Below are 14,144 nucleotides of genomic sequence, written 5' to 3'. Positions count from 1 at the left end.
CCAACTCGAACGAGAACACGCTCAGGGGTGGGCCAAATCAAACCGTCACAGCCACACCGACATACAGCACATTGGGCCAAATCGAGGCGACAAGCCTGGGCCACTTCAACCTGTCAGAAACATCGCGCTCTGGCTGCTGATCGGGCAAGTGCAGGTCGTCGTGGATGACAACGGGGTCCGTCTCGACCTGGGATGGCGTGACGAGCTCGGCGGCCTCCTGTTCGAGGACGACGACGTTCAAGTCTTGTTCGATGACCCGGACGATGTGGGCAACCAGATCCTGTTCCAGGCCGCGGGGGCGCACTATCGGCCGGAGAACTGGACGGTGCCGTTCTCGGATGGTGCGAACCAGGCTCCCTACGTCACTGGGACTTGAGTCGTCGAGGCTGCGCATGAGGGTGCCGGCACAGGGTGATTTCCCTTTTGTCGGTGCTTGGTTGCTGTCGAGGTGGGCGGCCCGGGCGAGTTGTCGTGTCGTTGGTGGGGTTGCGGTGTTGTGCGTCGCAGACGCCACCCCTTCGCTTCGCTGCGGGCCGCCTTCGAAGGGGATCTGCCGCGGCTTCCGAGGACAAGAGGGCTCGTGTTCGTTGAGCAGACAAGCCTCATCGAGCCACGGACAGCGACCCAGTGGACCTCGCCGCGCCGGTTACGTGATGGGTCGGGTGGGGGAGAGGCTGGCGTTGAGGTAGAGGAACCAGGCGTTGAAGAGGATGGCGAGTTGGTCTGGGTTGGTGGTGTAGCGGGGTGAGCGGCCTTTGCGTTCCGCCGGTGGTAGGTCGACTGTCACCAGGCCTGCGTTCTCGAGGTGTCGTAAATGCCTGGAGAGAGTGTTCGGGTTGATGCCGGGCGCGGCTTGACGGATCTTTCCGAAGTAGGTTTCGGGGTTGATCGCGATGTGCCTGAGGATTTGGTTCCGGGCGAGGTTGCCGAGCGTATCGATCGCGAGCTCGACCAAGTCGGGTCGATCCGGATCGGAGGGGGAGTACACGTTCACCACGCATGAAACGCTACAGGAATAGTGCCATTCCGAGTGCATATAGGCCCAAGCTGACATAAGATATATTATCGGCGGGGAAAATGGGTGTATTTTTGGATGCATTGGATAGCTCGGTTTGAATGACTTTTAAGGATTATCGGGATAGTCTCGTCGTATGGCTCGTATCGGAACTGCTCCAGATCAGCGCCCCGGTCTGCGGGCGTATGAAGAGTCGATCGGTTTGCCGTTCGACGACATGGTGGGCCGGTTGCGCGAGATTCTCGGCGTGAGGCTTGTCGGTTACATCGGTGGCGTCAAATCCGCGCGCTCGGTCTCTGTATGGGTCGACGGTCAGGGCGCGCCCGGCGAGAAGGACCAGGAAAGGCTGCGCCACGCCTTTCACGCGGCCGCTCTGCTTCGGGAGCGCTACGACGCTGTCACCGTGCAGTCGTGGTTCAAGGGCATGAATCCGTCGCTGGGTGATGAGGCTCCGGCGCGCATCCTGCGCGAAGGCGAGCCGATGGAGGTCGCACGCGAGGTGCTCGCCGCCGCGAAGTCGTTCGCGTACATCGGATGAGCCCTGTAGCTCTGAATGTCTCGGGCAACCCGGGCCGAGTGTGGCGAGTCGGTTTCGAACCCGATATGTGGGCGTGGACGCCTTGGCAGTTCGCGACCGACGAAGGTCTTTTCAACGGGCGCTGGGATGACCAGCTCGGCCAATTCCGCACCCTCTACACTTCCGACAGTCTTCTCGGGTGCTTCCTCGAGCTGCTTTCAAAGCTGCAGCCATCGTCGACGGTCGAGGCAGCGTTAGACGATTTCGATGACGATGACGGAAGCGTCGGGAAGCACCCCGAGGGCGGCAGGGGTGAGGTCGGACTTCGCTGGTTGGAGGACCGGCTGTTCGGCGACGCCGAGCAGTATGGGCGGTACTGCTTCATCACACACTCGGACAGCCTGGCCGCGTTGAAGGCCGGCTACCGATTCGACCGCCACGACATCGCTCCGGCCGACGTCGACAGTGCAATGCTGAAAGATGCACGCGATCGCGATCTGACCCGGTCGATCGCCCACTGGATCTACGACCTACGCGACGCGGATCGCAATGAGTTCGTCGACGGAATCGAGTTCCGATCCCGCCATGGCGACGAGATCCGCATGTGGGCAGTCTTCGAGCGCGCGGACGACGCACAGGGCAGCCGGCAAATTGATCCTCAGGGCACGCCACAGAGGGTCGCGCCCGACACTGTGGAGCTCCTGGAAGCGTTCGATCGTCTGGGGCTGCACTGGGCTGAGATCTGACATTGAGCTCACGCTCCGTGAGCAGCCGGCGTGGCTGCGGGATTGGCCCGGTATTCCTGAGTTTGTCCCAGACCGACAAGTAGTGTTGGGGGTGACGAGTGGTCGGGGGCCGGGTCCCCCCCCGGGATCGTCGCGCTGCACCGACCGGATGTGCGCCTGCAGCTGAAACACGGTCGTCGCCGGGTCGTCGATGACCGCTCGCATCGGTCGCTATGCGCCCATCAGAGCACATGGGCGGGCTTCGGCTGACGCCTGCGCCCGGTTTGTGGATCCAGACCCGTCCTTACCGAACCGAGGGTCGGGTACCGGCGGGGGTGATGTAGTTGGGCTGGTGGCCGCGCTGTGTCAGTTGGCGGATTCCCACAGCTCGATCGGCAGGCCCTCGGGGTCGTGGATGCGCGCGAAGCGACCGTACTCCCCCTCCCACTCGGTGCGACGCTCGACGTTGATGCCCGCTTCTTCCAGCGACGCGGCAAGCTCATCGAGATTGGTCACGCGCAGGTTCAACATCATCGGTTGGTCGGCGGTGAAATAGTCCGAGTCGGCCGGGAACGGTGCGAACACTGTCGGACCGGCTTCCTGCGCCCACAGGGCATTCTGGCCAGCATCGATGCCGAGGTGCTCTCGGTACCAGGCGGCCCGTACCTCTGGATCACGGCTGCGGAGGAACACTCCTCCGATGCCCGTCACCGGCATGCTGGCTCCTCTCGTCACGGAGGTCCCATGCTACAGCGGGCCAGCGCACGAAACTGAACGCCCGTGATCGGGCGCGCCCGCTGACCTGACCGACAGGGCGGAGGTCGACGCGATGCTCGAGGGAAGGATCGATGCCCGCAGGTGGGAGCGTCCCGGGTCGGCGACAACATTAGGGGATCCTCGCTCCACCCGGAACACCCCTCACCCTCCAGCGTCCTTACTCGTGTGGATCATTCGGGTCGGCGCCCAGGACCGGGTTCACCCTCCCCGGGTGAGGTGGCGGCCCCGTCGGGCCGCGCTTGCACTCCATGTGTCAGCGTTCGTGAGAAACTGAACGTTTTTGTCGCTGCCGGGTGAATAATCACCCTCTGGTGTCGTTTGAATTTTGACTTCTTCGGCACTCTTGGGAGGGTGATCGAAGTGGAAGATTGGGCAGAGATCTGTCGGTTGTACGGCGGAGAAGTTCCTGATCAAGGAGATCGTTCGGCGGCTTGGGATCTCGCGGAACACGGTGCGGGCCGCGTTGCGATCAGACAGGCCGCCGGAGTATCAACGACCTGCCGCGGGATCGCTGGTCGACGCGTTCGAGCCGCAGATTCGGGCGCTGTTGGCCGAGTTCCCGAGGATGCCGGCGTCGGTGATCGCGGAGCGGGTCGACTGGCAGCATTCGGCGTCGATCTTCCGCGCTCGGGTCTCTGAGCTGCGGCCGCCGAGACCTCATCACCAAAGACCACGCCGACAAAAAACTGACCCCAGAGGGTCAAGATTCAAACGGCGAAACGGGGTGAAAGTTCACCCCGCATTGACAGTTCATTCCGATCCGACGCTACGGGGTCCACCATGACCGTGGTCTGTTATTTCGCCCCTTATCGACCGTTGGCCGGAAAGACCTACAGTCCGGGTGAAAATAGTGGACAGCTTCGTCTACCGAACGGTTGCGACAGGAGTGGCTGGTTGGCTCGAAGCAGCCCAGTCGACGGGTGGGTTGACAGGGCAGGTGAGCGGCGCGGCTTTCGCTGGCCGTGCCACCCAGAGGGCGCCGTGACCGACGGGGACGTACGCGGCGCCCTCTCAACAACGGCCCCCACCGTTCCCCGCAAACCTGAGCGTGGGAGCATCACCCCGGCGACTTCAGATGGATTGCGTGTGCGCGGGTTAATGGTGGGGTGTTTTCGTCCGGTAGGAGCTGGGGCGTCGTGGTTTCTCGTGATGTTGGGCGTTGTGTGACTGCTCAAGTGAAGGGAGTGGTGGCAATGGGGATTGAGGATGCGGTCGGGAAGGTCGAAGGGCTCATGCAGAGCGCGGAGGGTGAGGTTGTCGTCGACAAGGTGCTGGACGCTGTTGAAGGTGCAGTCAACAAGGCCACTGGTGGCAAATTCGAACAGCAGCTTGATGATGCTCGCCACACCATCGAAGACAAGCTCGGCCACCAAACCGAGACTGTCAAGAAGTCACCAACGGTCCGTCCAAAGCGGTGAGGGGCACCCCAACGGGGTGCCCCTCACCGCTTGCTAGGGTGTGTCTGACAAAGTCTTTGGTCCGGGCGATGACGGTGTTGAGGACGACGGCGGTGCGGTAGATGATGCCGGTGGCTGGCGAGGTTGTCATCCTGTGTTCTCTCCTTTGAGCCGGTCAGGATCTTCGAGTACGGATGCTTGCCCTCCGGTGTTGGTGACGGTGACCGTTCCGTCGTGGTTGATGCGCACGGTGGCGCTCATCGCTGCGGCGAGGTTCAGCCGTTGCCAGGCCGGGCCCCCGGTTACTGTCAGGTCCAGTGGGTATCCGGAAGCGAGCTGTGTCTGCGCAAGGACGGATGTACGTTGTTCCTCGGACAACGTGGGAAATGTGGTCAGGAGGAGGTTGGCCGCGCCGGCGGGGACAGATGGCGGCAGGCTGGTGTCGTCGATCGGGGAGAATCCGTACGTCAATCGTGATTGGTAGGTGGACACGGCGCTGGCGCGATCGGTGACTGTCTCATCGGTGTCGGCAGGGGTCGAGCGGCCGCCGTACGGGTTCGATTGGTAGGGATCGCCTCTTGCGGCGCAGCCCGCGACAGTTCCTCCACACCTGTTTTCGAGGTAGGTGATGAGCTCTGTTCGCGCCGGTTCGAGTACCTTGCTCCGGTAGATCGGGTCGGACCACCGTGCTGCTGACGCGGCTTGCCCGACAATGCGCCCACCGATGACGTCCAGGGGTGAATGCACCCCGAGAACGATACGGTTGTTGCCCGCCTCGGAGGCACGGGCAAGGATTTCTGGTGCAAGTTCTGGGAGCAGCGTCGCGAGTGTGATTCCGGCCTGATAGGCCTTCGTTGTGTGTCCGCTGGGATAGCCGCCACTGGTGCAGATCGCCGACACTCCGTAGTCAGTGCTCAATGCCACCGTTTCATCGGTGAACTGATGGGTGGTATCGGTCGCATCGGGCACCCGCTCAATTCTTAGGTTCCCGTTGGCGTCCGCGTAGGACGTGCCGTTGCGCACAGCGGCCAACGCTGAAGAGTTCGTCAGATCCGGCGCACAGCGTGGCTCGTCGCCCGATGTGGGTGAGGCGGTCGGGTCGGTTGGGATATACGGCCGCGGCTGTTAACGTGCGACAACTCACCCACGCCGCTTACTAATACTCGAAATTCCAGACAGGTCTCTTGCGCAGAAACCGAGCTCAAACATGACGAGTCGGGCACGGTTCACTTCGGAGACTGTCAGACCGGTCTTCGAAGCCACCGCCCGCTGGCCGAGCAACGACGCCCCGCCTCGCACACCGGTGACCGCGTCATAGCATGCCACTCGATAGACATCCGTCGCCGAGAGGTCCCTGGCGCTGAGCAACGTGTCGGATGCCTCTAAGCGACCCATCAATTGACGCACCCACTCCCCCGCTCGCAGCAAGTGCCCGGATGGAAGGGAGAGAGATACAGTCCTCGCCGCCGCCCTGGCCGGAAACAGACCCATCATGATCACCCTTCTCGGCAAGATATGCGCTTCCGACCATAATGATGTTGCTACGTGGGGGATTCCCTGGAGTCCGATGGGTGCGAAACTCACCCCGACCCACACGAGGGCTCTCGAGGAAGAACACCTAGGGCGTGTCTTCTAACCGTTGTTGTGGTCGTGGTGCAGGCTGGGCGTTGTGTCGCGGTCTCGGGTGTTGTCGGATTCTCAGTGGGAGCGGATCGCGTCGTTGATGCCGGCCCCGTCGCCGAAGGGCGGTCGCCCGTTCGGTGATCATCGTTTGGTGGTCGAGGCCATCATTTGGCGGTATCGGACCGGGATTCCGTGGCGGGATCTGCCGGCGGAGTTCGGTCCCTGGCAGACGGTCTGGAAGCGTCACAACCGATTCAGTCACGACGGCACCTGGGACCGGGTGCATGCTGCGCTGTTGACTGAGGCCGACGCGGCCGGGGTGCTGGATTGGACGGTGAGCGTGGATTCCACGATCAACCGAGCCCACCAGCATGCGACCACCTTCGCCCGTGTCGAGGAGCCCGCGGGCCGCCGCCCCACCAACACCCCAGGGGGCACGATCGAATCACAAGAATCTTCGTCAGGAACCCGCTGACCACGCGATCGGCCGCTCGCGTGGCGGCCTGTCGACGAAGATCCACCAACTCGTCGATGGCAACGGACTCCCGCTTGTCGTGCTCCTCACGCCGGGCCAGTCCGGTGATTCGCCGATGTTTGACGCCTTGATGGGACAGCTCCGAGTAGATCGAATGGGTCGAGCTCGCACCCGGCCCGACGCCGTCCGCGGCGACAAAGCGTATTCATCACGCGCAATCCGCTCCCACCTCCGCCGACGCGGTATCGCGGCAGTCATCCCCGAACCCGACGATCAGAAGCGACACCGCCTCAACCGCGGCAGCGCGGGCGGCAGACCACCCCGATTCGACGCGATCAACTACCGAGGACGGAACGTCATCGAACGCGGCTTCTGCGACACCAAGCAATGGCGAGGCCTCGCCACCCACTACGACAACCTCGCCGTCACCTACCGGGGAGCAGTCGTCCTCCGCGCAATCACACTCTGGCTCAAACGGTTAGAAGACACGCCCTAGCACCCGCCCCACCAGCTTGTGAGGCGCCGCCGCTGGTCACGACCCAGGCAGACGACACAGTTCTCATGCGGTGGCGTGCTGCAGCAGCGGCTCCGCAAGATTATCTGCTGCAGCACACCGGGATACCGCATGAAGAAGCGCCCCGGGCGGACCAACTCTTTGGGGGAAATCGCGTCTTAGCCCGGGACACACGAAAATCCTACGCACCTCCCCGACATGCCCGGGCCGCTCCGTGTGATGGTGCCCTGCAGTTTCACCCTGCCCCCACCCACCGGCACGGCGCCCTGGCCCCAGGGGAGGTCGCCACCTGCAGGCGGGTGCCGGAGCATCGAGGGGATTCTCTGTCCGGCCGCTCGGAACCTGTCAAGGGACACTCCCTCCCCCGCAACTGCAGATGGTCGGGGAAGGTGCTCCGCACCCGTGATCCAAGACTCGTGTCTGCGGGGGTCGGCCGGAACCCTGACAGGCACCGGCGTCCTCCAGCCGGGTCCCCTTATTCGATGATCCGCCGACCTCTGATTCCGCGGACGTCCGACGCCCTCTATACTGCTTACGCTGAGGCTTACGGAGGCTGAGCAGCGCAACACCGTCGAGTTTCAGGGTCACGGGTTCGCAGTCGCTTCCACTGAATCGGCCTGAGTTTCGTCCCCTCCTTACTAGAAGACGGCGCCCTCCCGAGCCGCTCCGCGATCGCGCGGATGCTCGCACCACTGCTTGAGTGGGCAGAAGCCGCGTTCGATCACGTTGCGGTTCTTGTAGTCGACCTCGTCGTAGGTGACCTGGCGGCCGCCGCGTGACCGCGCCGTTTCCGGTGTGCTCGCTGGTCGCGGGGCTCTGGGATCACGCTACTCGATCCCACGCGACCGGAGGTGCTGGCCGCCGCCATCGCCGGAGCCGCGGCAGGGCTCTCTGTTGCCGCGCTTGTCGCGATCGTCCCCGTACTGGTCCAGTACGCCGCCTGGTCGATCGACGCCTGAGCGAGAACGGCACCGGCATCGAAATGGCCTTCGCCGGCATCGTCTGCTGGGCACAATAGGTCCTACCATGCGAACCACCGAACGGCTCATTCTCTTTGCCGGCGGAATGGCCGAAGGCATCGCCGCGACACTGCTGGTCCAGGGAATCAACGCGCTTACCGGCAACCGACCAGAGGCAAGCAGCACACTCGGCGCAGCAACCATCGCCGCCGTCACCGGCGGCATCACAACCGGAGTCGGCGCCACCCGCCCCGTCCTCGGAACCAACGACGTCATCCCGGACGAACCAAACGCCGGAAGCGATTTCACCGCCATCGCAGCATAGCTGCACGATGGCCACTGCGAGATGCAGTTGAGATCCGAAGAATAGCTCACTTCCGAAGGCATCAGCGGGGCACTGGGGGCATGGCACGTGGGTATGAGCAGCTGCCGTACCTGGGGCTGTTTACCTGAGTGCGCGCAATGGCCGAACCTGAGCGGAGAGCGATCGGCGCTCTCAATGGGAGGTACATGATGCGGTGGGCGATAATCAGCAGCACGTGCGAGGTCGGCCAGGAGCACCCTACTCGACTGCGAACGATTTGGACTGTTCATGGCCCTGTCCGGTACCGGCTGAACCGTTGCGGCGCCAACGAGGTCATTACCGTGGTTCGTGGGCAAAATCGAAGGGTTTGTCCGCATCGCGTGAACCATCGAGCAAACATGGAGGCGTTGAAACGATTGGGGGTGGATGCGGTCATCAGCACGTCGATGGTGGGCAGTCTGAGCAGCGATCTGCCACCGTTGACGATTGTGCTCCCGCACCAGCTGATCGACTTCGCCCGGCACACCAGTCCGCTGCTGCGCCAGCGCCGTTACCGGGAGATTGATGTCACGGTCCCCTTCGACGAAGACGTTCGCCAGGCCGCGCACGCAGCCCTGAATCGAGAACTGCCGAATGCGGATGTTCGCAGCGGCTGCTATGTCAACATCGACGGGCCACGGTTTGAGACCGCGGCGGAGATCCGCATGTTTCATCAGCTCGGAGGCACCATCATCGGAATGACCATCGGTGCCGAGGCTCTCTGCGCTCGCGCGAGCGGCCTGCCCTACGCAACAATTTCAGGCGTCGTCAACTACGGAGCCGGTCTGCGCGCCAGCACTCACCTGACGCGGGCAGAACACCTCGCACACCGCGCCACTCTCCTCACCCAACTGGGGCCCGTCCTCACCGCACTCACCAGCAGCACACTCCCTCACCACACGGAGCTGGCCGACGAAACCGACACCATCCAACAGGCCCTCATCGATAGCGCCATCCCACCCACACTCGCCATCCGGCTCTGACGCTGAACTGCCCCGCTTTTCATTCGCTCATATTTGACAAACTCAGCGCTGGCCCTGAACTGGGAACGTTCCCAATTCAGGGCCAGTGCGTTGTTCGGCAGCGTCAGAACCATCAAGTCGATCAACGCCCGCTACTGCCGGTCGGTCCAGGCCCGCGGGCACGCCCCCAACAGCAAGCCACTCTGAAGTGTCCGTGACCGGTGGCGTCCCGTTGAGTGGTGGAATTTCTCGACACCGTGCGGGATCAGTTGTCTGTGATTATGCCGCAGCGAGTTTGGGGATTGCCACCTCCTCGGTTTCGACATTCAAGAGCTTCATGGAGTGCTCACTGAAGTAGTGGCGGTCGGCGCCGTCCCGTTCATCGTGCTGCTCGATCAGGACGTGCCCGGCCAGGCGTAGCAGGGCGGCGGGGTTGGGGAAGGTGCCGACGACGTCGGTGCGGCGTTCGATCTCCGTGTTGACCCGCTCCAGCAGGTTCGTGGACCAGATCTGCCGCCAGTGCGCGCTCGGAACCCGGTGAACGCGAGCAGGTCATCGCGGGCGTGATCGAGCATGTCCGCGATCTTCGGGTGTGAGCGTGCCAGAATCCGGGTGACCTCCCCGAACTGGGCGATCACATGTTCGGTGTCGGGTTGGGCGAAGATCGTGCGGATGATCGAGGCGGCCATGGGCCCGGCGGTCTTCGGGACGTTCGCGAGGACGTTGCGCATTAAGTGAACGCGGCCAGCGCTGCCAGGCCGCGCCAGCGAACACGGTCTGAATAGTGGCGATCAGTCCGGTGTGAGCGTCGGAGATCACCAGCTTCTCTCCACCCAGCCCGCGCGCTTTCACCGAGCGCAGGAACGTGGTCCAGAACGGTTGCGACTCGGTCTCGCCGACCTTGAAGCCCAGGACCTCCGGGCGTCCGTCCGCGGCGACACCGACCGCGACGACCACGACTTGGAACACCACTCGCCGGCGGTGGTGGTCAGTGCGCGCGGCCGAGTCCCGTTGCGCTGGGCCACCCGGTCGCTGCCCCGTTCGAACGCAACCCGGACCGGGTAGCCCCACGCAGTGAACCGCGAACGCGTGGTGTTATCTTCGGCACCGGAGCTCGCCACGCTGTTGAGAGCGCGGTCGCAAACGACCTCGCGGGGACTGGTCCGATACGCCGTGATCGAGTTCCACTTGTCAAGGTTTGGTGGTGCGCTCGACTCTGGCTCGGCGCATGTCGCGCTGAGCTGGCTGATTCGACGGAAGATGCGGAAAGCAGCACATCCTAGGGGTGCAGTTATTGGGGCGTTGTCGTTCCGACTTTCTGGACGATGAGTTTGGCTGGGTCCGAGTAGGTGTGGTGTCCAGGGCGTGTTGCTAAAGCGCGTCGTCCATTCGAGGTGGCATGTTGATCTCCATTCCAGATATGCGCCTGGCTGCTCGGCTGTCGGCATAGCCGCCGTGCAGTCGCGAGCATCGCTCTCGGCTTTGCCCTCTTCAGCGTTCAGCTGGGTGAGTGCCCGTATGTCCGTGCCGACAATGTCGAGGTCGCGTTTGATGCTCCGAAGCTGCGCTTGCACGACACGCAATTCGGTCGGGTCACTCATCGGGTCGGCTTCGAGGTCGGCGGCCGCAACCAACGTGGTCTGGTAGGCGAGCTGCTGTTCCTTGAGGTATCCCCTGGCTTTCTCGACGGTCGCTAGGGATAAATACGGCATACAGTGATAAGAGTGGGGTCTATGAAGACGAACCGGCTGTATCCACCTCCGGCAAGCGAAGCAATAGTTGTACGACACGATGCAGAGCCCTGCCTCAGCAACCACGGAGGGAGTCTCCATGACGAATAACCGGATTCCTCAGGCACAAGGGGGAGGCAGCTCTGGCCAGCCGCGCGTTGCAGCTTCAAGCCCCGCTAACACCATTGTAAATGGGCAAGGTGCGCCAGCTTCTCCTTGGGTTGCTCGAGTCGAGGTCGGGGGCCCCTCAAGTCCTGATGAGGTAGGTTTCGGAACAGGTTTTGTGGTTTCGCCTGAGTGGGTGATCACTGCTGGCCATGTCCTCCCCAGGCGAGGAGAAGGCACACACACTGCACGTATTCAATTACAAGAACCGGGTACCCCCACCAATTCCTTAAGGAATTCTTACGTTGCGGTAGATAGGGTTCTTTCCGGTCACGGCGATATTGCTGCTCTGCACCTTGCCAACCCGCTAGAAAACTGGCCAAGGAGCGCGTTTGCGCGACTGGATTTGTCATTCAATGTGCTGTCTGCTGCTGCTAACCGCACCCGCGCATCGGCGTACGGTTACAATTCCCATGGTCAGCTTCGCAGCGTGGACGGCACAACCCTTGGTTTTCGGGCCAGTAATACCTATCCAGGTACGTTTCTTGCTTTTTTCACTCAAGAGTTTGGCCAAATCGAGGATGGTGATTCAGGCGGCCCGATTGTGGTCGGCGAAGGCGATGAACGGAGAGTAGTCGGAGTTCTGACCGTCCGCTATGACGACGAGCCACCTCTCGAGATGGGTGGAGTCGTATTCTCTCGTGAGCTGCCTTTTCTGCGCGAAATAGGTGTGTGGCCCACATACGAATTAGACGCATCTGGCGAGAGCATTCTTCGCTTGTTCACAAACGAAACATGTACCCCCTCAACATCAAGGACACGTGACGATGGCTGGGTCCCGCCGTGGTGCTCGGTGACGTCTGATATGCGGGGCCTTCAGTTCTTCTATAAACATGCGACGGATGGTCCGTCCTGGTCAAAGGCGACCCAACAGTTTGTTCCTGCGGGCTCACCCTACGCGGACCTGCCTGTTGGTGGGATGGGTGGTTCTGAGGTGTTGTGGTCGGTGGTGGCGTTGCCCGTTGATGCTAGTGGGACAGTGTTGGGGGTTGGACCGGATGGTTTCCCATTGCCGGATGCGGGTTCGAACCAGTTCGTGACGGGAACGGCTGGGTTTTCGATGCCGTCGAAGCTTGCTGCGGTGGCGCAGGGGGCGGGCCGAGGGAATGTGTTGGTGTCATGGAATTTGTCTTCCACGGTGTCGCGCGAGGTGAAGGTTTCGGGGTATTGGGTGTTCGGGAAGCCGGCCGAGCAGGATTCGTGGCGGTCTGCTCAACCGGTGAAAGTTGACTCACAGACGGGGAATCAACGCGGAGTTGCTGTGGTACCTGTGAATGATGGGAATACTCCGGGGCGGTGGGATCTGACGGTTTTGCCGATGACTGTTTCTGGCAAGGTGATCGGTTTGGGTGATGACGGAGTTCCATTGCCTGGGGCGGAAAGCAACCAGGTGGTGACGGTGGAGTCGCCGCGGCCGATCGCGGGAGTGCGTCCGGGTGTTCCGGTGTATGTCACGAGAGGAACCCAGGGCGTATTTAGTGTGTTTGCTGCGTATCCGGGGATGGAAGACGAGCAACCACAACTGTCGTGGGAGTTCTCGAAAACTGGGAACGACGGTGACTATGCGCCAGTGGTATCCCCGGCTGTGTCTGGGGCAGACACGAGTGTTCTGACCTTTGGCACCAATACCAATCCCGCCGACCCGTCAGATTCGGGGTGGTACCGGTTGGTGGCCAGAAATAGTTTGGGCACGGGCCGGTCGACATCGATGCAGGTAATGATTGGTAATTGGGTGTATCCGAGCATTGTGGCTCAGGTACCGGGGCAGGGTGATGGTTCCGTGGTTGGGAATACGTGGAGTATTGGGGATGCGCAGTTAGGTATGCAGGTTGTCGGATCTCCGCCTCCGACGGTGCTGTGGAAGAAATGGGACGAAACCACGATGGAGTACGTGGATGATTGGGATGGTGCGCCGGACGGGCAGAACTCGGACCCGAACAATCCTCGAACCCAAGCAACTAGTATGCCCAGCGACGATGGGAAGAGTACGTTTTACATGCTCACCTTCGGTATTGAGGGTACGAACAGGGAGGCGCCCGTGTATCCGAAGGTGACGGATACCGGAACATATATTGCGGTGATCAACAACCAGTTGGGTGGGCAATCCAGCTGGCCGATGGAAGTAGTCATCCAGACTAGAGGGTAGCGTCCCGGGTTTGATGTCGCTTCTATGCGGGTGCCATCTCCAGTTGGGATGGCGCGTTGAGGTCAGCGGAGTAGCAGTCCCGTTTGGGGCCAGCTACTACGCTGACCTCAAACGGGACTGCCGCATGGATAGGTGACACCAGATCTGGGGTGCCGTTGGCACTGGATGCGGCAAGCCGATGTCGAGGCCGGCGCCCGGCCCGGGGTGACAAAGGCGGAGGCCGAGGATCTGCGGGAGACAAAGAAGCGGATCCGATTGCTGGAGCAGGAGAATGAGGTGTTGCGGGAGGCGGCGGCGTATTTGTCGCAGGCGAACCTCAAACTCGGCGTCTCCCCACAATGATCTACCCGCTCGTCCGCGAGCTAGGGTGTGTCTCCTAATGGTTTGGTCCAGGCGATGACGGCGTTCAGGACGGCGGCGGCGCGGAACAGGATCGCGAGTTTGTCGTAGCGGGTGGCGATGCCGCGCCATTGCTTCAGGCTCGCGAAGCGGCGTTCGATGACGTTGCGGTTGCGGTAGTCGATCCGTTCGTAGCTGATCGGGCGGCCGCCTCGGGATCCGCGGCGGAGGCGGTGCCCGATCTGATCGGAGGGCTGCGGGATGACGGCTTCGATGCCGCGGTCGCGCAGGTGCTGTCGGATCGCACGGGACGAGTAGGCCTTGTCGCCGCGGATCGCGTCCGGGCGGGTCCTTGGTCGCCGACCGGGCGGGCGACGCGCAGCTGCTCCAGCAGCGGGATCAACATGGGTGCGTCACCCAAGTGACCGGGTGTGATGGCGATCACCAGCGGCAGCCC

General features: G+C 62.4%; 12 protein-coding genes and 3 pseudogenes. 10 read left to right on the top strand and 5 right to left on the bottom strand.

The window, feature by feature from the left end; genetic code table 11:
- The first annotated feature begins 148 nt into the window (after positions 1–148).
- On the top strand, positions 149–376 hold the full coding sequence (locus tag IT072_RS20750) for a hypothetical protein (protein WP_223361095.1): 228 nt from the start codon (positions 149–151) through the stop codon (positions 374–376).
- Between the two features lie 270 nt (positions 377–646).
- Here IT072_RS20750 and IT072_RS20745 read toward each other — a convergent pair whose 3' ends face one another.
- Positions 647–997 (bottom strand): ArsR/SmtB family transcription factor, encoded by a 351-nt coding sequence (locus IT072_RS20745; protein WP_223361094.1) that lies wholly within the window; start codon positions 995–997, stop codon positions 647–649.
- Between the two features lie 154 nt (positions 998–1,151).
- Here IT072_RS20745 and IT072_RS20740 point away from each other — a divergent pair, with 154 nt between their 5' ends.
- Both IT072_RS20740 and IT072_RS20735 read left to right on the top strand, forming a co-directional pair.
- Positions 1,152–1,553, top strand: a complete 402-nt coding sequence (locus IT072_RS20740; protein ID WP_223361093.1) for a hypothetical protein — start codon at positions 1,152–1,154, stop codon at positions 1,551–1,553.
- Positions 1,550–2,278: an RES domain-containing protein gene (locus IT072_RS20735; RefSeq protein ID WP_223361092.1), complete on the top strand. Its 729-nt coding sequence runs from the start codon at positions 1,550–1,552 to the stop codon at positions 2,276–2,278. Before IT072_RS20740 ends, IT072_RS20735 begins: the two co-directional genes overlap by 4 nt.
- Positions 2,279–2,623: 345 nt before the next feature.
- Here the strand turns inward: IT072_RS20735 and IT072_RS20730 are convergent, their stop codons facing one another.
- Positions 2,624–2,974, bottom strand: a complete 351-nt coding sequence (locus tag IT072_RS20730) for a VOC family protein (RefSeq protein ID WP_223361091.1) — start codon at positions 2,972–2,974, stop codon at positions 2,624–2,626.
- Positions 2,975–3,385: 411 nt separating this feature from the next.
- On the opposite strand from IT072_RS20730, the pseudogene IT072_RS20725 reads away from it, so the two are divergent.
- A pseudogene (locus IT072_RS20725) lies at positions 3,386–3,683 on the top strand (IS21 family transposase); the annotation flags it as partial.
- 487 nt (positions 3,684–4,170) lie between these two features.
- Positions 4,171–4,452 carry an Rv0909 family putative TA system antitoxin gene (locus tag IT072_RS20720; protein ID WP_223359368.1) on the top strand — a complete coding sequence of 94 codons (282 nt, stop codon included), beginning with the start codon at positions 4,171–4,173 and terminating at the stop codon, positions 4,450–4,452.
- A gap of 126 nt (positions 4,453–4,578) precedes the next feature.
- Here IT072_RS20720 and IT072_RS20715 read toward each other — a convergent pair whose 3' ends face one another.
- The gene (locus tag IT072_RS20715) at positions 4,579–5,400 is read right to left on the bottom strand and encodes a phosphatase PAP2 family protein (protein ID WP_223361090.1); all 822 of its coding nucleotides are present in this window, start codon (positions 5,398–5,400) and stop codon (positions 4,579–4,581) included.
- Between the two features lie 700 nt (positions 5,401–6,100).
- Between IT072_RS20715 and IT072_RS20710 the strand changes: the two genes are divergently transcribed.
- The 3 genes from IT072_RS20710 (at position 6,101) to IT072_RS20695 (ending at position 9,328) form a co-directional block, all read left to right on the top strand.
- Positions 6,101–7,025, top strand: a protein-coding gene (locus tag IT072_RS20710) for an IS5 family transposase (RefSeq protein ID WP_442786820.1) whose coding sequence is annotated in 2 segments (ribosomal slippage) — positions 6,101–6,447 and positions 6,446–7,025 — 927 coding nt in all. Because the reading frame shifts where the segments join, the coding sequence is not laid out codon by codon here.
- A 1,044-nt stretch (positions 7,026–8,069) separates the two neighbouring features.
- Positions 8,070–8,327: a hypothetical protein gene (locus IT072_RS20700; RefSeq protein ID WP_223361089.1), complete on the top strand. Its 258-nt coding sequence runs from the start codon at positions 8,070–8,072 to the stop codon at positions 8,325–8,327.
- 137 nt (positions 8,328–8,464) lie between these two features.
- The gene (locus IT072_RS20695; protein WP_327058961.1) at positions 8,465–9,328 is read left to right on the top strand and encodes an MTAP family purine nucleoside phosphorylase; all 864 of its coding nucleotides are present in this window, start codon (positions 8,465–8,467) and stop codon (positions 9,326–9,328) included.
- 258 nt (positions 9,329–9,586) lie between these two features.
- On the opposite strand, the pseudogene IT072_RS20690 reads toward IT072_RS20695, so the two are convergent.
- A pseudogene (locus IT072_RS20690) lies at positions 9,587–10,306 on the bottom strand (IS256 family transposase); the annotation flags it as partial.
- A gap of 792 nt (positions 10,307–11,098) precedes the next feature.
- Between IT072_RS20690 and IT072_RS20685 the strand changes: the two are divergent.
- Positions 11,099–13,348, top strand: coding sequence for a trypsin-like serine protease (locus IT072_RS20685; RefSeq protein ID WP_327058964.1), 2,250 nt, complete (start codon positions 11,099–11,101; stop codon positions 13,346–13,348).
- Between the two features lie 132 nt (positions 13,349–13,480).
- Entirely contained in the window at positions 13,481–13,690 is a 210-nt protein-coding gene (locus IT072_RS21455; protein ID WP_442786819.1) for a hypothetical protein, read from the top strand.
- Between the two features lie 20 nt (positions 13,691–13,710).
- Here IT072_RS21455 and IT072_RS20675 read toward each other — a convergent pair.
- Positions 13,711–14,144 (bottom strand): annotated as a pseudogene (locus IT072_RS20675) (transposase); the annotation flags it as partial.

This window comes from Leifsonia sp. ZF2019, assembly GCF_019924635.1.
In the GTDB taxonomy this organism is placed as follows: Bacteria; Actinomycetota; Actinomycetes; order Actinomycetales; family Microbacteriaceae; genus Leifsonia.
This window is presented reverse-complemented; position numbering and strand designations above follow the sequence as displayed.